Source organism: Priestia abyssalis (assembly GCF_002019595.1).
Lineage (GTDB): Bacteria > Bacillota > Bacilli > Bacillales > Bacillaceae_H > Bacillus_BA > Bacillus_BA abyssalis.
This window is the reverse complement of record NZ_KV917369.1, coordinates 1,471,255-1,488,004: the sequence shown is the minus strand read 5'-3', so window position 1 is coordinate 1,488,004 and position 16,750 is coordinate 1,471,255. Positions and strand designations below refer to the sequence as shown.

At 39.7% G+C, this 16,750-nt stretch carries 19 protein-coding genes; 7 read left to right on the top strand and 12 right to left on the bottom strand.

What is annotated here, in order from left to right; genetic code table 11:
* Positions 1-340: 340 nt before the first annotated feature.
* Entirely contained in the window at positions 341-1,237 is an 897-nt protein-coding gene (locus BK575_RS06885) for an AraC family transcriptional regulator (protein ID WP_078409603.1), read from the top strand.
* A gap of 249 nt (positions 1,238-1,486) precedes the next feature.
* Here the strand turns inward: BK575_RS06885 and BK575_RS06880 are convergent, their stop codons facing one another.
* Entirely contained in the window at positions 1,487-2,695 is a 1,209-nt protein-coding gene (locus BK575_RS06880; RefSeq protein WP_078409601.1) for an MFS transporter, read from the bottom strand.
* A gap of 429 nt (positions 2,696-3,124) precedes the next feature.
* Complete coding sequence (locus BK575_RS06875) at positions 3,125-4,810, bottom strand: DUF2339 domain-containing protein (protein WP_169907614.1); 1,686 nt, start codon at positions 4,808-4,810, stop codon at positions 3,125-3,127.
* 264 nt (positions 4,811-5,074) lie between these two features.
* Between BK575_RS06875 and BK575_RS06870 the strand changes: the two genes are divergently transcribed.
* On the top strand, positions 5,075-6,706 hold the full coding sequence (locus BK575_RS06870; RefSeq protein WP_078409597.1) for a PAS domain-containing sensor histidine kinase: 1,632 nt from the start codon (positions 5,075-5,077) through the stop codon (positions 6,704-6,706).
* 182 nt (positions 6,707-6,888) lie between these two features.
* Here BK575_RS06870 and BK575_RS06865 read toward each other — a convergent pair whose 3' ends face one another.
* Positions 6,889-7,812: a S66 peptidase family protein gene (locus tag BK575_RS06865; RefSeq protein WP_078409595.1), complete on the bottom strand. Its 924-nt coding sequence runs from the start codon at positions 7,810-7,812 to the stop codon at positions 6,889-6,891.
* Positions 7,813-8,172: 360 nt separating this feature from the next.
* On the opposite strand from BK575_RS06865, the gene BK575_RS06860 reads away from it, so the two are divergent.
* Complete coding sequence (locus BK575_RS06860; RefSeq protein ID WP_078409593.1) at positions 8,173-9,390, top strand: NupC/NupG family nucleoside CNT transporter; 1,218 nt, start codon at positions 8,173-8,175, stop codon at positions 9,388-9,390.
* 132 nt (positions 9,391-9,522) lie between these two features.
* Here the strand turns inward: BK575_RS06860 and BK575_RS06855 are convergent, their stop codons facing one another.
* On the bottom strand, positions 9,523-9,804 hold the full coding sequence (locus BK575_RS06855) for a hypothetical protein (RefSeq protein WP_078409591.1): 282 nt from the start codon (positions 9,802-9,804) through the stop codon (positions 9,523-9,525).
* 361 nt (positions 9,805-10,165) lie between these two features.
* Here BK575_RS06855 and cspD point away from each other — a divergent pair, with 361 nt between their 5' ends.
* Together cspD and BK575_RS06845 are read left to right on the top strand one after the other, a co-directional pair.
* Entirely contained in the window at positions 10,166-10,366 is a 201-nt protein-coding gene (cspD, locus tag BK575_RS06850) for a cold-shock protein CspD (RefSeq protein WP_028396624.1), read from the top strand.
* Positions 10,367-10,692: 326 nt separating this feature from the next.
* Positions 10,693-10,968, top strand: coding sequence for a DUF2564 family protein (locus BK575_RS06845; RefSeq protein WP_078409589.1), 276 nt, complete (start codon positions 10,693-10,695; stop codon positions 10,966-10,968).
* 41 nt (positions 10,969-11,009) lie between these two features.
* Here BK575_RS06845 and BK575_RS06840 read toward each other — a convergent pair whose 3' ends face one another.
* Together BK575_RS06840 and BK575_RS06835 are read right to left on the bottom strand one after the other, a co-directional pair.
* On the bottom strand, positions 11,010-11,192 hold the full coding sequence (locus BK575_RS06840) for a zinc-finger domain-containing protein (RefSeq protein ID WP_078409587.1): 183 nt from the start codon (positions 11,190-11,192) through the stop codon (positions 11,010-11,012).
* Between the two features lie 19 nt (positions 11,193-11,211).
* On the bottom strand, positions 11,212-11,868 hold the full coding sequence (locus tag BK575_RS06835; protein WP_078409585.1) for a ribonuclease H family protein: 657 nt from the start codon (positions 11,866-11,868) through the stop codon (positions 11,212-11,214).
* Between the two features lie 222 nt (positions 11,869-12,090).
* Between BK575_RS06835 and BK575_RS06830 the strand changes: the two genes are divergently transcribed.
* Positions 12,091-12,498, top strand: coding sequence for a reverse transcriptase-like protein (locus BK575_RS06830; protein ID WP_078409583.1), 408 nt, complete (start codon positions 12,091-12,093; stop codon positions 12,496-12,498).
* Positions 12,495-13,415, top strand: coding sequence for a DMT family transporter (locus tag BK575_RS06825; RefSeq protein WP_078409580.1), 921 nt, complete (start codon positions 12,495-12,497; stop codon positions 13,413-13,415). Before BK575_RS06830 ends, BK575_RS06825 begins: the two co-directional genes overlap by 4 nt.
* Positions 13,416-13,510: 95 nt before the next feature.
* Here BK575_RS06825 and BK575_RS06820 read toward each other — a convergent pair whose 3' ends face one another.
* From BK575_RS06820 to BK575_RS06795, 6 genes are all read right to left on the bottom strand, one after another.
* Positions 13,511-13,783, bottom strand: a complete 273-nt coding sequence (locus tag BK575_RS06820; protein ID WP_078409578.1) for a DUF6123 family protein — start codon at positions 13,781-13,783, stop codon at positions 13,511-13,513.
* A gap of 64 nt (positions 13,784-13,847) precedes the next feature.
* A complete protein-coding gene (locus BK575_RS06815; protein WP_078409576.1) occupies positions 13,848-14,309 on the bottom strand; it encodes a divergent PAP2 family protein in 462 nt (153 codons plus the stop codon).
* A gap of 142 nt (positions 14,310-14,451) precedes the next feature.
* On the bottom strand, positions 14,452-14,691 hold the full coding sequence (locus BK575_RS06810) for a hypothetical protein (RefSeq protein ID WP_078409574.1): 240 nt from the start codon (positions 14,689-14,691) through the stop codon (positions 14,452-14,454).
* A gap of 61 nt (positions 14,692-14,752) precedes the next feature.
* Entirely contained in the window at positions 14,753-15,592 is an 840-nt protein-coding gene (locus BK575_RS06805) for a sulfurtransferase (protein ID WP_078409572.1), read from the bottom strand.
* 22 nt (positions 15,593-15,614) lie between these two features.
* Entirely contained in the window at positions 15,615-15,872 is a 258-nt protein-coding gene (locus BK575_RS06800) for a YpbS family protein (RefSeq protein WP_078409570.1), read from the bottom strand.
* Positions 15,873-15,886: 14 nt separating this feature from the next.
* On the bottom strand, positions 15,887-16,648 hold the full coding sequence (locus BK575_RS06795; RefSeq protein WP_078409568.1) for a nucleotidyltransferase domain-containing protein: 762 nt from the start codon (positions 16,646-16,648) through the stop codon (positions 15,887-15,889).
* Between the last annotated feature and the right edge of the window lie 102 nt (positions 16,649-16,750).

Genomic DNA, 16,750 nt, shown 5'->3' with positions numbered 1-16,750 from the left:
GCCTATACAATAAACTATCTTGTTATCCTCATAAAAAAACTATCATATCTTGCTGTTGGATGGAGTTTAAAAGATATAAAAGGGTGGGACAAACAGTTCTCAAAACATGAAGAAAACCTCGCAAAACATTGATAAATAAAGCTTTTGAAAACCCTTATAACGAAGAAGGTATCAACATCTTGCTCTTCTTCACAAAAAACTATCATATCTTGCTGTCGTATGTAGATATAAACTGCCGTATCATATAGACTAAAAACAAGAATCTTTTCAAAACGAGAGACGATCCAGCAGCAACTATGTCCATAAGAACAGCCAATCATAAGGATGGGAGGTCATTATTATGAAAATCTTATTAAACAAAAATTTTACACATACTCTCCCTGAAAGAAACTGTATGAATGAAACCATAAATTTCAAAAACCCCCCCTTTCTTGTTTACGCTGGACAAATCAGCGACAATCCTCATTGGAGGTTTTCGAGTCATAAACATGATGATTTAAGTGAAATTATTTATATCAGTGAAGGAGAAGGAACGTTTATTATTGAAGGGAAAACTTACGTGGCAGCAAAAGGGGATATCTTGATTTACAATAAAGGGGTTATACACGAAGAATGGTCCAACCCTGAAAATCCGCTTAAAACTTATTTTTGCGGGATAGCCGGCCTGTCAATCGAAGGACTAAAAGACCTTCACATCATTCCTTCAGATGTTGAGCCTGTCATTCGCCGAAATAAATATTCTGCTAAAGCAGAAGTATATATTTCTGAAATATTTCAAGAGTCCGCTCTTCAAGCCGACGGATATCAGGTTATTTGCCAAAACTTGCTTACATCCTTAATCACCGTAGTCATTCGTATTATTAAACTGCAAAATATAAATGCTTCCTCTGAGAAATCCGACTCCCTGTCCCATCAAATAAAGGAATATATCGATAAACACTATACAAAAAATATTTCTTTAAACGACTTGGCAGATACACTTTTTGTAAGCCCTTACTATCTTTCGCATGTGTTCAAAAAAGACATGAATCTCTCACCCATTCATTATTTAATCACAAGAAGAATGGGTGAGGCCAAAAGGCTGCTTGTCTCGACAGATATGAAAGTGAGAGAAGTTGCACAAATGGTGGGATATGATAACCCGAATTATTTCACTATGTTATTTAAAAAATTTACTGGTGAATCTCCTAAAAAGTTTAAAGAAAAGCATACAAAAAAGTTAATTTATCATAAATGAATCATTCAAAAAGGGATGCCTCAATACAAGGCACCCCTTTTCATCAGTCACCGTTATTTTATTATGCAGAAAATCTACTCATCAACCTGTTAGCATCAAGAAACTGGCTTATTATTTTAAGGGTTACTTTTCTACCACTTCATCCTCATGAGCCGGGAAATGGAGCAACACTTCTTCACCTCATTCATGAATCACGTCTTCAACCGGGCGCTCACTGTCGAACAAGGGAAAGAAAAGAGGATTGGCCTCTTATTTCGCTTTCTTCTCCAACGCACCAAGCCATGCTGTCAGCAATACTGCACCAAACACCATCATTCCGCCAATCCAAGGTGTATGGATCAACCCGATGGAATCGACGATCAAGCCGCCGACGAACGCTCCAATGGCAATCCCTACGTTAAACGCAGCAATATTCAAAGCAGAAGCCACGTTTACCGCTGATGGAACATAGCGCTCTGCAAGATTCACGACTAACACTTGGAGGCCAGGGACATTCATAAATGCCAATAATCCCATAAAGAAAATGGTAATGGTTCCAACGACTTTCAATGGTGCTGTAAAAGTTAAAATAACTAAAACAATTCCTTGAAATACAAACATCCAAAATAATGCTTTCACCGGATTTTTATCCGCTGCTTTTCCTCCTACTGTATTTCCAATGGCAACAGCAATACCATACACCAACAAAATGATACTGACGGCACTTGGAGCATATCCTGTAACTTTTTCAAGAATAGGTGCTAAATATGTGAAAGCCACAAACGTACCGCCATAGCCTAATGCTGTAATGGCAAAGGCTAAGAGAAGGCGTCCATTGCCCAACACCTTCAACTGATCACCCAATTTCGCAGGAGGCGCTTCTTTCAAATTTTTCGGAACTAAAATGGCACTGGCAATAATCGCTACTACACCGAGTAAAGCTACACACCAAAAAGTCGCTCTCCAGCCAAATATTTGGCCGATAAATGTTCCTAATGGTACACCTGTCACCGTAGCGACGGTTAAACCCGTAAACATTAATGCAATAGCACTTGCACGCTTATGTTCGGGAACAAGATCGGCTGCGATCGTTGAACCGATTGAGAAAAAGACACCATGTGAAAAGGCCGTAATAATACGTGCGACCACTAATAATCCAAAGCTTGTTGACATAGCCGCTACGGAATTACCTGCAATAAAAATGACCATTAGCAGCATAAGCAATGTCTTTCTGCTCATTTTGCTTGTTACAGCTGTTAAAATCGGGGCACCGAATGCTACCCCCATCGCATATCCAGAAATTAATAAACCGGCCAATGTAATCGAAATGTTTAAATTATCCGCAATGGACGATAATAATCCGACCGGAACGAATTCTGTCGTTCCGATTCCAAACGCACTAATTGCTAAAGCCAGCAGGGCAGGGGTGCCTCCTTTGTTCTCTTCCGCTTTTGTTTGACTATGTGAAAGTGTGTTCACTGAAAATCCTCCTTAAATCTCCTATTTTTTTCTTCACTATCATTCCGCCGCTGATTAGATCAGGCGCCTTTACATATTCACTAACGGGCGGCCATGAATGTGATGATGAAGCATACAAATTATATTGAAAAGTACGTACTTTTTTGTGAGATAGGTACTTTTCGGTAACCTACATAGTTGATGCTCCTTACGACGATATGAACCTTTACAGGCCGTTGAATCATCAACTGATTGCCATTATGACTCATATCCAACTCTGTGAGAAGTACGCACTTTCAAGTAATGTAGGAACCTGCAGGTGATACAGGCACCAAAAAGTTCCCTTCAGCCTGTGTAAGCTTTTTCCTTGATGAAGTACTGGGGATCTGTTGAATAAAAAAGAGAAAAGTCCGGGCAAACCCACTGCCCGGACTTTTCTCTTACATGCCTCTATTTATTTTTGTAAAAAACCCTTGAAACCATCAACCCTGCAAACCCCAGCGCAATAAATAAAATGGCCCGGATGAATAACGGGATATATGGGATATCCAATAACACCAATTTTAACAACGTAAGAATCAGAAGCACTACCCCAATATATTTTGCTTGTTTGTTTTCTTTTATCACTCCCGCTCCAATCGAAGAAAGAGATAGCAAAAGCCATACAAACGTCAAGATCAAGCGCTGGCTGTCATCGCTCATATGATCGATGCAAGCTAACGTGAATTGGGTTGTAAAGATAAGGAACAGAAGCGCAAATACAGCGCTGCTGATGGTAACAAAAAAATCTCGCTTTATATTTTCATGTATACATATAAGTTTCGCTCCTGCCGCAAACGTAATAAGCAGCACGATCCAATCAAGCGTCTCCATTGAAAAAGCTTCGTAAATGACTCCTTCACCTAATACCGTCAATCCTGCAGCAGCGTATATAAACAGAGAGATTACTTTCTTCAATATATTTGGATATTTGAACGAAGAATAATATGCCGCTGTTCCCTGTATTATTAACAAGCTTGTAACGAACTGTTCATCTACTGCATGAATAATGAGAAATGCGGTTAAAACAATGAAATGGATGTGGAACATCGGCACTTTTTCAGAATCACTTTTCCTTTTATACGAAAGAGCTGCATAAATCAATATGAATGCCAGTAAAAAAAACGTAGTATATCCCTCTGTAAATGTTCCATTCACCCATGCATAGGTGATCAATAAACTCGCCAATAATGTGTTGGCTTGGGCTGACACTTGTTTATTTGTTTTAACAAAATAATACAAGATCAAGACATATTGAATGATAATGGGAATAGCAACTAAATAGTCCTGTATAATGCCTCCCGCGAAACTGTAGAAGAAGAACAACGCCATATTCAACAAAATAGAAGAGCCATAATAAACCTTTCTATAATCGAAGCGAACAGCGAGCGATAAAAACCAGACATACAAGAATGTTTCATACCCTAAAAAAACATACGGATTAGGTGCTTCGCTCTCGATTAAGAAAGGAACGAGTACACCGCCAACCATGCTGATGATGCCCAATGTTTCAGATTTATATGTTTTTGTTAAAACTAGACCCGCCATAATCCATAATACATTCAACACAAAAGCAACAGCCGGTCCTACCATTCCATATAACGAATGCATCGCAAATGTCGTGAGCATAAGCATCGGAATGGCTCCGCCTAATAAGACATGGCCAAACTTTTTTCGTTCCTGCTTCATCTGCTTATGGCCAACATATAAAAGCAGGCCCGATGCCATAAAACCAAGAGCGATTTTAACCGGTTTATTAATGAGGCCATAATCCGAAGCGGCTTTAAATCCCCACAATACACCTATAATGAGCACAAAAATAAACAGGCGGGGCATCCACACTTGAAGCAAGAGTTTTTCCCAATCAATGGGTACTGGATCTTCGTTTCTTCTTTCACCTGGATTAACCTGGCTTTTTTTGGGTACTCTGCTGACGACAACCTTTTCGGGTTTGATGTTTGATTTTACTGTTTGTTGAATGCTTTGTTCATTTCCTGCATATATGCGCCTCTCTAATTGATGAATTCTAAGTTTCAGTGTATCGACTTCTTTTTCTAAGCTTTGTACTTTTTCTTCCAGTTGATTTTGATCTGACATCCACACCACCCCCTCCATAATTTACCATTATTTTCAAAAGCGTCAACCATTTTCTTCAGCAAAACGGATTGACTCTCCCTGAATTCCTTAATATTACCATCGCTTTTCATCCTTTTGTTTCTGACGCCTTATGTAAACTGCTTAAAAACCAATCAATTACAAATGCTATATAGTAAATATTATATTCTTCATCATTTTTTGTTTCTTTTATATGAAAAGCTAGTAAAATGGACAATATGCATATTTAGTAAACGAGGGTGGAACATGTCAAAAAAGAACATATTGTTAATTTATATTTTCTTCAGTGTCGTGTGGGTTTTTCTTACAGACGATTTAGTGCTTCTAGTACGCAATGATATCGGTCTTCTTTTAATGTGGCAAAAAATTAAAGCCATCGTTTTCATCATATTATCAAGCATCTTTATTTACTACCTTATTATCAAAAAGGAAGAGTTTCAAACCGTCCAGGAAGAAAAAGAGAAGCTCCACACCCTTATTAATTCAATGGTGGATTTCGTCAACTTCAAAGATGGGGAAGGACGCTGGATTGAAGCGAATGATTTTGGCTTGAAGCTGTTCCAGCTGGAAAATGTGGCGTATAGAGGCAAAAAAGATTCAGAGCTCGCCGAGTATACAGATTTTTATCACGAGGCCTTGCTTTATTGTGAAAGTTCAGATGAAGAGACATGGAAAGCTCGAAAAATCACCCGAACAGCAGAAGTCATTCCATTGCCTGAAGGTGGAGAAAAAACGTTCGATACGATTAAAGTTCCGCTATTTCATAAAGATGGAAGCCGCAAAGGACTTGTCGTCATCGGAAGGGATATTACAGAACGAATCATGATTGAGAGAGAGCTGTCTGAAAACCAACAACGCTATCAGTCTTTAGTCGACTATAATCCTGAACTGGTGTATATGGTAGACTTACATGGAAATTTGACCAATATGAACCCTCAATTTGAAAGGATTACAGGTCAACCGAGAAGCGCCTATATGGGAAAATCCATTTTGGAATTTGTCACAGAAAAAGACCGGCAGCAAGTAATCGACGCTTTTTGTAAAGTGATTCGAACCGGAAAAGCGCAAAACAACGAAGAAGTTGAAATTATTCGCGCCGACGGCAAACACATTATTTTAGCTTGTACTATGGTTCCAATGGTGATTGATGATCAAATTGTAGGTGCCATCGGCTACGCAAAAGACATTACCCAAATAAAAGAAACAGAAGAACGCTTAAAAAGAACCGAAAAACTTTCGGTTGTAGGGGAACTCGCCGCAAGCGTGGCACACGAAATCCGGAATCCGCTCACTTCTCTGAAAGGATTCGTGCAATTAATGGAAGGCGATGATCCAACGAGACAAATGTATTATAAGGTCATGTTGGAAGAACTCGATCGAATCAACGAAATTGTCAGTGAATTTTTAATGTTGGCCAAACCTCAGAAGTTGGTATTCAAACAATCGGATTTGGTCCATATTCTAAAATCGGTTATGTCCCTGCTGGAATCGCAGGCAAATCTTTACGGTGTTGAAATGTCTCTTGAAGTAAAACAGGCACTGCCCCACATCGAATGCGAACCGAACCAATTGAAACAATTGTTTATCAATATCATTAAAAACTCGATTGAAGCGTCTTCTCAAAATGTAAACGTTGTTTTGGATATAAAAGGCTCACAATATGTTTCAGTAAAAGTGGAAGATAACGGGTGCGGCATTTCTGAAGAACGAATGAAACATTTAGGAGAACCTTTTTACTCTTCTAAAGAAAAAGGGACAGGCCTTGGTTTGACAGTTAGCTACCGCATCCTTGAATCGCACAGGGGCCGGATTCAATTTGAAAGCGAAAAGTATGAAGGAACCGTTGTCGAAGTACTGCTGCCCTTTAATAAGGGCTAAAATTAACAAGAACAACAAAGGAAACTTCCATCGGTGGGGGTGTTCCTTCATATCCCACCGATGGTTAGCTAGGCCCGCACGATGCGTGTCACACAGACGTTGCCGCAGGACGCGGCGATTGTTAGTCTGTGTTCCTTTAATCGGGCTTTTACGAGGTACGAATCCCGCTCTCATTGTAGCGGCTATTTGATGCCCGCTTCGGCCGTAAACATTTTTATGTCTGTATCAATCGTTCCTTTTACGCCTATTGGAATGGCGATATTAGGGGAGCAATGCCCGATTTTAAAGCCTTTCATCGTTGGTTTTAAAATCGGCTTAAGATAATCTTCTAATACATAATCAAGCGTCCATGAATCCTTTCCTTCTTTCGGTACGCAGTTGTTAAAATCACATACAAGAATGCCTGCTGCATCTGTTAATTTCCCCGCCATTTTCAACTGGTTCAACATCCGATCCACTTGATAAGGTTCTTCATCAATTTCTTCGATAAATAAAATCTTCTCTTTTGTATCTATTTCAAAAGGTGTTCCAAGCGTACTCACAAGCAACGATAAATTACCGCCGATGATTTCTCCTTCAGCTTTCCCCTCATTCATAACTTCCAATGGAGAAATGGCTTCTGTGTACTTGATTGGCGCAGCGAAAAACAATTGTTTAAATGATTCTTTCGTTAAATCATGCACCTCCTCTACACCAATATCAGAACTTAACATAGGACCATGAAATGTCACTAATCCTGCTTTTTGACGGATGGCCGTATGTAAAAAAGTAATATCACTGTACCCCCAAAAAATTTTAGGGTTGTTTTTGATAAGATCATAATTCAGCCGGTCTGCAATTCTTGCTGTTCCGAACCCGCCCCGGGCACAGATAATTGCTTTGATCCCTTCATCAGCGAACATTTCATGTATATCCTCGATACGTTCTTCATCTTTTCCCGCTAGATACCCATTAAGAGAATTTACATGCTTTCCAACCTTTACCCTTAATCCAACCTCTTCTAAAAAAGGAATGGCATGCTTCAACTTTTCCATATCAGGAGGACTTGCAGGTGCAATCACCCCTACCGTATCCCCTTTTTGTAATCTTTCCGGCTTTATTGTCAATAAATCCGTCCCCTTTCTCTCACCTCTTTTCTCATATATATGAATTTTGCTTAGTTTTTTTCCAGCTACTTCATCAAGACTTCAATATTTCGTTCCATAACGTTTTTTGTTCGTATCCCCTTAAATCTCCATTATCGCTTAAAATATCCTGTACTTCACATGAGTGAGAGAATTTAACTAATAATAATTTAGAAATTTTATCAATGAAAACGTAATAATTGGAAATAATAAACATGGTGCAGAAGAAAAATTCCTCTTTATTTTTTCGACAAAAAACGATATATTACTACAAGAGACGTTGGATGTCAGACGACGATGTTTTGGTATCCAAAACTATTTTTATTTAAAAGGTGGTATACTATGAACTTTGCTTGGGGCTTACTCGGGGTTGTATTCGTTTTCATCGTCGCTTTTTTATTTTCAAACAATAAAAAAGCCATTAATCCTCGCACCATTTTAGCAGGGCTTGGATTACAAATTTTATTTGGTCTCATCGTATTAAAATGGGGACCTGGGCGGGCTGCGCTGCAAGCCGTTTCAGAAAAAGTGCAGAACGTGGTGAATTATGCCTCCGACGGGGTTGGGTTTCTATTTGGAAGTTTAGGTGATGCATCACAACCCACCGGCTTTATCTTCGCGTTCAATGTACTAACCATTATTATTTTCTTCTCTTCTTTAATTGCTGTTTTATATTATTTAGGAATCATGCAAATCGTCATTAAATTCATTGGCGGTGCATTATCGAAGCTTCTAGGTACTGGGAAAGCAGAATCATTGTCTGCAGCAGCGAACATTTTCGTTGGACAGACAGAAGCTCCCCTTGTGATCCGTCCATATATCGGAAAGTTAACTAATTCTGAGTTATTTGCTGTAATGACCGGTGGGCTTGCCTCTGTTGCAGGTTCTGTTCTATTCGGTTATGCCGCATTGGGGGTACCGATTGAGTACTTGCTTGCAGCAAGCTTTATGGCCGCTCCTGCCGGTTTAATCATGGCTAAAATGATCATGCCGGAAACAGAGAAAAAAGAAGTAGATGAGCTCGTTGAAATGGAAAAAGACAGCGAGACGGTTAACGTCATTGACGCTGCAGCCCGCGGGGCGTCTGACGGATTAAATCTCGCCTTAAACGTCGGTGCTATGCTTTTAGCCTTCATTGCAATTATTTCCTTATTAAATGGAATGCTCGCAGGAATCGGTAACTGGTTTAATGTTGAAAACATGACACTTGATACGATTTTAGGATATGCTTTTGCACCGGTTGCCTTTTTGATTGGCGTTCCTTGGAGTGAAGCCGTTACAGCTGGGGGATTCATTGGACAAAAGATTATTTTAAATGAATTTGTCGCTTATTCTTCTTTTGCACCTCAAATCGATAATTTATCAGATAAAACAGTTGCCATTATCAGCTTTGCGCTTTGCGGATTTGCTAACCTTTCTTCATTGGCCATTCTTCTTGGCGGTTTAGGCGGAATGGCACCAAGCCGTCGTTCGGATATTGCTCGCTTAGGCGTGAAGGCAATCCTTGCCGGTACTCTTGCTAACTTATTGAGTGCTACGATTGCTGGTATGTTCTTTTAATTAAAGAGTATGACCCAAAAGGGCAAAATACGGCCCTTTTGGGTCATACTCCTGAAAGGCCTCGTCATGAAATCCCAATAAAATCAGGGGATTATGTGACGAGGCCTTTCAGTAAAAATCGTTTTTTATGATTTATCCCGCCTGGTCCTCTTCTCTTGATGCGTTATACATAAACGGTTTTTCAATAATATGCTGGACAAATACAGTAACTAAATCATGTTTTTTTACTTCTGCTACAATTAAACGATTTGGTTCAGCCACTGTAAAACTTGTTCCATCTTCAAAGGATAAGATACGTTCACCAACAGATAAAATTTGCTTATAAACGCTATCTTTTTCTTCTTTAAAGGACTTAGAAATGGCAGAAGAAAACAAAATAAGAATTTCCTGATCTCCCATTTTACCACGAAACATGTCAATCAACTCCTCTTGAGCTTCTACTTAAAGTATTCACCATTTTTCTATGAAATACCTTCTATTTTTCGTAAACGCTTATGTTGAAAATATATAGAAAACCTGGAGGATTATTGATAACAGAGTCTTTCACATATAATTCAGACTGTTTCATTCGTTACGTTAAAAAAGGGGGTTTTTACCTTGACGCTCTCATAATGATTGTTGTATATTTAAGACAATCATCTAGCTGAATATTATGTGAATATACAATTCGATGATTGCGTCATGAACGACTTATTCGCTGTACACTCTGCTAGTTGATAATACAGTTTGTAAGCGGTTCAACAGGACTGCGAAGTATTTAGGAGGATTCAGGAATATGCAAAACGGTAAAGTAAAATGGTTCAACAATGAAAAAGGTTACGGTTTTATCGAAGTTGAAGGCGGCGACGATGTATTCGTGCACTTCACTGCCATCCAAGGCGAAGGCTTCAAAAGCTTAGAAGAAGGCCAAGAAGTTTCTTTTGAAATCGTAGAAGGAAACCGCGGACCTCAAGCTGCTAACGTTGTAAAATTATAATAACAACTCGCGCATTGATATAACGAAAACCTCCTGTCCTCACAGGAGGTTTTCTAATGTTAGGGACGGCTGAAAAGGAGCGTAACTCCTTTTCAGCCGTCTTTTTCTTTTATCAATTACTTTTTATTTATTTATCTTCTTCTTTGAAATAACTCAATAATTCTTACCTAAGCAAGTGGCAAGAACCCGCAAGGGAGCTTGCCACTTGCTTAGGTATAAATGACGGGATACGAATGCTTTTTATTCGTATCCCGTCATTTATGTCGATTCATTAGTCGAATATTTTTGGGCTGATTAAAACACTCTATTACTATGGAGGTGTTTATATGGACAGATTACCAAATCAAGAAGTAACAACAGGATATAACGATTTACAACAAGTTGAGGTCTTAGTCCAAACCGCTCAAAAAGTAGTCGGTTCCGCTACAATTACGATGGATCCGGAATTTCTTCAACATGCCCAAAACGCTGTCAACATTGCGAAAACTCAGCTCCAAAACGCAAAAGCCAACATTGCTACTGGAGCAGATCAGGACTTTTTAGCCAAATGTGAAAGTTCTCTTTTTCAATGTGAGCATCAATTGCAGGAAGCTTTACGGTAGCCTATAATATCAAAAAATGAGCCTTGCTTTTATTGCAAGGCTCATTTTTTGAGGAGCAACCTTCCATACTTTTGGATTTTTTCCCCTATCGTACATTGATTAATGCAAAAAGACTGGGCATAGTTCTTCCCCTTCTCTTTATTAAATGTACGTTTGATAAAACAATCTTGACAGTAATAATCTAACATTTGGGTCACTTCTTCGAGTAACTGTTTTCGTTCCAAGTTTTTCATCTCCTGTGCTTCAATCTTCTATCTGCTTATGACTGCTGATGTCCGTACCTTGTAGAGCCTGTGTGGCTAATTGATCCGCTTCCTGGTTTTGTTTTCGGGAAATGGATTCATAAACAGGATGGATTTTTAATTCTTTCATCTTTTCTTCAATACGGTCTAACCAACGATTAAACTCTTCTTCAAAACAAGGCCATTCACCGGATAGCTGTTTTAAGACCACTTGGGAATCTCCTCGAAACACAACAGATGCCTTTGATACCCCCATTGCTTCAAGCTGCTGCAAAGCGAAATAAAACGCGGCATACTCTGCTTCATTATTCGAGTTCAATTGTTCGACACGGGTGTTTTCGCGAATCCTGAATTTCTGGCGATTTTGCATATAATAAATAGCAGCACCCAGCCCGGCCTTGTTCAAATCAAGATCAAAACCTCCATCAAAATAAACCGTAATATCATCAGGCTCCGTTTCTACTTGTTTCACTAGCTTTTTCGCTTCTTTGATGGTCCATATATTTTGCTGTTCGTCCAACAAGAAGATTTCTTTCGTCCGACCTGTTTTTTCTAAATCCTCTACAATTAAGAGCGCTTCCTCAGCGTTCGTATATTCAGACAAGAACGTCAGTTCTCGGCTTTTTATTTTATAATGCCATTCGATTTGAAATTTCATCGTTTATAATCCTTTCTTCTGCAGTATGAATGGATTTTTTTCGTTGCTTTTTTAATATCGGAAACCATGGTACCACTACTTATTATATACAATCAAGCAAACACCCCTTCCCTGTCTATTGCAATGCGAATTAAGCATCTTTTTGTTTTTTTAAGTTTACACCTAAAAGCCTTCTCATATGATAAAATACAAGCAGAAAACTTATATAATGGGGGTGCTGAATTGATTGAAGTATACATAGATGGTGCAACAGCGGGAAATCCCGGTCCATCGGGAGCTGGCATTTTCATTAAAGGAAATGGAGAAAACCTTCACTACTCCATTCCATTAGGAACGATGACAAATCATGAAGCCGAATACCATGCTCTTATTAAGGGACTGGAAATTTGTCTTGAAAAAAACTTCTCCATTGTCTCTTTCCGAACAGATTCACAGCTCGTTGATCGGGCAATCGAAAAGGAATTTGCCAAGAATCCCGATTTTGCCCCGCTGCTTGAAAGAGCATTGGAGCTTTCCAAACAGTTGGATTTATTTTTTTTGAAATGGATTCCAAGCAGCCAGAATAAAGTGGCGGATGAGCTCGCAAGAAAAGCCGTGGTCCGGCAAAAAGCTGATGGGAGGGTGCTATGAAGAAAATTTGGTTAGCAGATGGTGCTTTATTATTTGTCGCGTTCATATGGGGAGCCACGTTCGTTATTGTACAGCAAGCCATTCAATACCTGCCTCCCCTCAGTTTTAATGGAATTCGCTTCTTCCTTGCTACCCTCTTTTTAGCAGCATGGCTGCTTCTATTTCAACGTCAGCAGCTCAAAGCGTTGACCAAAAACACTTGGCTGCATGGAGCCGCCATGGGAGCATGCTTATTTGCAGGATATGCCTTCCAAACGGTAGGGCTGATGTATACCACTTCCTCAAAAGCCGGATTCATTACAGGCTTAAGTGTTGTGCTTGTTCCCCTATTTTCTTTTTTACTGTTGAAACAAAAGCTGAAAGTGAACGGGATTTTCGGGGTAGCAATCGCAACCATCGGACTTTATTTTTTAACACTCGGTGATAAGTTAACGATTGATAAAGGAGATTTCCTTATTTTATTGTGCGCTATTTCGTTTGCACTGCATATTTTGGTGACCGGCTTGTTCAGTCAGCATCATCCTACTTTATTACTAACGATTATGCAATTGTTCACCGTCACTGTTCTTTGTTCTGTTTTTTCGTTTTTTATGGAAGATTGGCGGTTAGTCCTTCAACCATCTTTATTATTCAAACAAGAAATCTTAGTTGCTTTACTCATTACTTCCCTGCTCGCCACAGCACTTGCCTTTTTATTGCAAACCTCCGTGCAGCAATATACAACAGCAACCAGAGTCGCGCTCATTTTCGCTATGGAACCTGTTTTTGCCGCGCTGGCCGGTTTTTTCTGGGCAGATGAGCGATTGTCAGGTTTAGCGGTCATCGGCTGTTTATGCATCTTTATCGGTATGATCATTGCCGAATTGCCCCCTCTTAAAAGAAAGGCATCCATTGAAAAAGGAGCAGGACTGTCCTAGATTCATTTACAGCAGAAGGGCGGCTTCGGTAAAGTAACGAAACCGCCCCTCCCATTGCTTAACGATGAAAAAAACTGCTTGCATTCTTTCCTGCTCTATTCAATCATTCCTTTTTTCTTTAAAAACGAATGAATTTGTTTCCTTGTTTTAACATTTTGAACGATTAAGCTTTCCAGTAATAACATAAAGAAGCTGCCGTCAAATTCTTTTTGGACTTTCAACGTCCATTCAATGGCACCATTCACTATTTCATCGGATGCTCCTGTATAATGTTTTCCAAAGGAAATGAATCCTCTGGCATCTTCTTTTAAATGAAACCCCTTATCTTCTAAATAAAGAAGGTAATCCTCAATCTTTTGCAAAGACATATCCACCCATCCTTGTTGATTCAGAAAATTCCTTCCTTATCTTAGCGTAATTTTTAAGATTTGACTATGCTTTTTCACCTAAAAAGTAACCGAATGCTCCCATTACAATACCTAATAAAGCCCCTCCTATTACCTCTTCCGGCTGATGACCAAGCATTTCCCTCAACCGGGCATTTTTAAGGTCGATAAGCTGTCGGTCAGGCTCGCCCGCAAGTCGTTCAATTTCTTCGTCCAGTGTATTGACCCTTAATGTAATTTCTCCTGTTTGTCTTCGTATCCCCTGGGCATCGTACATGACAATCAACCCAAAAACGGAAGCTAGTGCAAAGTCTATAGATGAAATCCCTTTTCTTAAGGCCACGTATGTCGCCAGTGATGTGACACCGGCTGAGTGGGAACTGGGCATTCCACCGCTTGCAACGGCCATTTTCCAATCCCACTTCCCCGTTTGGTACTTTTTAATAGGGATTTTTAAAAGCTGCGCCAAGCCGATGGATGTAACGGAAATGGCAACCCCTTTATTCATATGCTTCACCTCTTTCTTAGTCTCTATTTTGTTGAAGCGAACTATTCACTGAATAACAAGAATAGCATCAGTTTCCTATTAGCCGCTCCTCACACCTACCAAATAAAAAAGCGATAAGGGGATTCCCCTCATCGCTTTTTTATTATTGGTGATTTCCTTGCTTAACGTTTGTCCGCTGTTTCCGATTGCTCATTTTAGTTGCCTCCAACTCTGCATAGGAAGCAAATTCTTGTCCATATTGTTCTTTCATCGCTTGAGCATTTCGTTTCATTTTGTTTGACTCTGCCATTGATTCCTGGGCAAACTCTTCATTGAGCTGATTTTTTTGCTTTGCATTATTATTACGCTGTGCATTAGCGTTTCCTAATTTTGTTTTACCCATTGCAATCTCCTCCTTTTGCACCTTTAAGGTACAAAGTTAGTATGAGGAGAAAAGGTTCAATTTAGTCAGCTTCTGCAGCGATTAGGTTTCCTTCGTAGGAAATCCAATCACTCCAGCTTCCCGCATACAGCTTCACATTCTTAAAGCCAAGCTCCGTTAAAGCAAGCACATTGGGACAAGCCGTGACACCAGATCCGCAATATACAATCATTTGTTGATGATTATTTGCTTCTAAAAAGCGCTTGTTCAACTCTTCCTTATCTTTCCACATGCCCTTTTCGTCTAATGCTTCACGCCAAAATTTATTGATGGCACCTGGAATATGCCCCGCAACCTGATCAATAGGCTCCTCCACACCGGCGAAACGCTTTTCTTCCCTTGAATCGATCAATAACATAGATGCATCGCTTAAACGCTGTTTTACTTCGTCCATGGATGCCAGCATCGATGGCTGAACAGATGGCTCATAAGACTTGGCAGCAACGGCGGGTTTCTCTGAAGAAACAGGATAAGAGTGCCTTTTCCAATTTGGGAAACCGCCGTTCAATACGTATACCTTCTCATGGCCTATGTATTTCATCATCCACCAAAAACGAGAAGCCATCGCACCAGCTTGACTGTCATATGCAACTACTGTCATCTCTTTCGAAATTCCGATGTTCTCAATAAAATGGATAAAATCGGCGAGACGAGGGAGCGGGTGCCTTCCGCCATGTTTTTCAACCATGCCCGATAAGTGTCGTTCAAGGTCCGCATACACCGCTCCGGTAATATGCTCCTCTTCATATTCTTTATACCCTTTTTCTTTTTCTCCTAGGTAAAAACGGCAATCGACAATTCGTACATTGGTATTTTGCATATGTTCTTTCAGCCAATCAGCTTCTACAATATGCTGAAACATGTCCTGCTCCCCCTTTTTAGATTTACTTTAAACGATTTACGTACTCTTGAACCATCTCAGGCGTCACAATTTTGCGTGTCGGCACGATTCCTTGGCGTGCTAACTCATTGATTCTTTTCGTAACTTCATTGATTTTCTCTACATTAAACGCCTTTCCTTCTTTACAAAGAGAAACGGCTTCTTCAATATACTGTTCTCTTGCCATGTCTAATTGAGCGAATGTTCTCACTCGTTGATGTTGTCTGTTTGAATGCTGACTAATTTCTTTATGTACGCTCATGTTCGTTATTCCTCCTAGTTACCTTGTAATGATATAATCCATTGGTTAAGCAATTCTTCATCCAAAGCCCCTTCTCCCAGCTCTTCCAGCTGTTCTTTAAAAAAAGGAAGCTGCTGTTCGGCAAAGTTCATGATGGAAAGACAAACCTCTTTCTCAACTACTTCATCATGTCTTTTTGCCTGTTGTAAAGAAATAGTATATTCACTAATGTCTTTAGGCAGCGTGCCTTTCATCACCAGCTCCTCAAATGAGAGCGGGGGCAATGCATGATGTGTCCGCATGGATTGAACAGACAGATATGCACGCATCACATGCAGACATACTTTAATGTCTCCTATACTAATAGGGGATGAAAGCTTTTTTTTCAGATTGGACTTCATCAATTGCCAGTAATGGAATCCAAGCTTTTTTAATGCATATTGAGACTCGATATACCTTCTTAATTGGCTGCTGAATGCCTGATCTTCCTGATAGACAACGGGTGAATGCAGCCATTCATATAAAGAAGGATTTGACTTTGTAAACAGATGCATTGCTTTGTAGAGGTCCCACCCCTGTATGTCCGCTCCTCTTAAGGATTGATCGTTTATCACCTCCCGAGGAGCTTTCAGCTTCAAATATTGTGTAACATCATATTTGAAAATAAACCGGACATCATAATCGCTCTGTTCTGTATGAAGGCCGTAAGCACGGCTTCCTGCCTCACAAGCATATAAAATTCGAATGTTATGCATTTTTTCAATGTGCTGCAATCGCTGTTTGATTTCCTGTTGCATCGCTGTCAATCCTTTGCTTTAGGCTATAGGTCCAGTGTTGAAAGCGTTCAAAATAGCCGTTTTGCACGAATGAGTTAAAATGTTGAAAATCAACCTCATTTT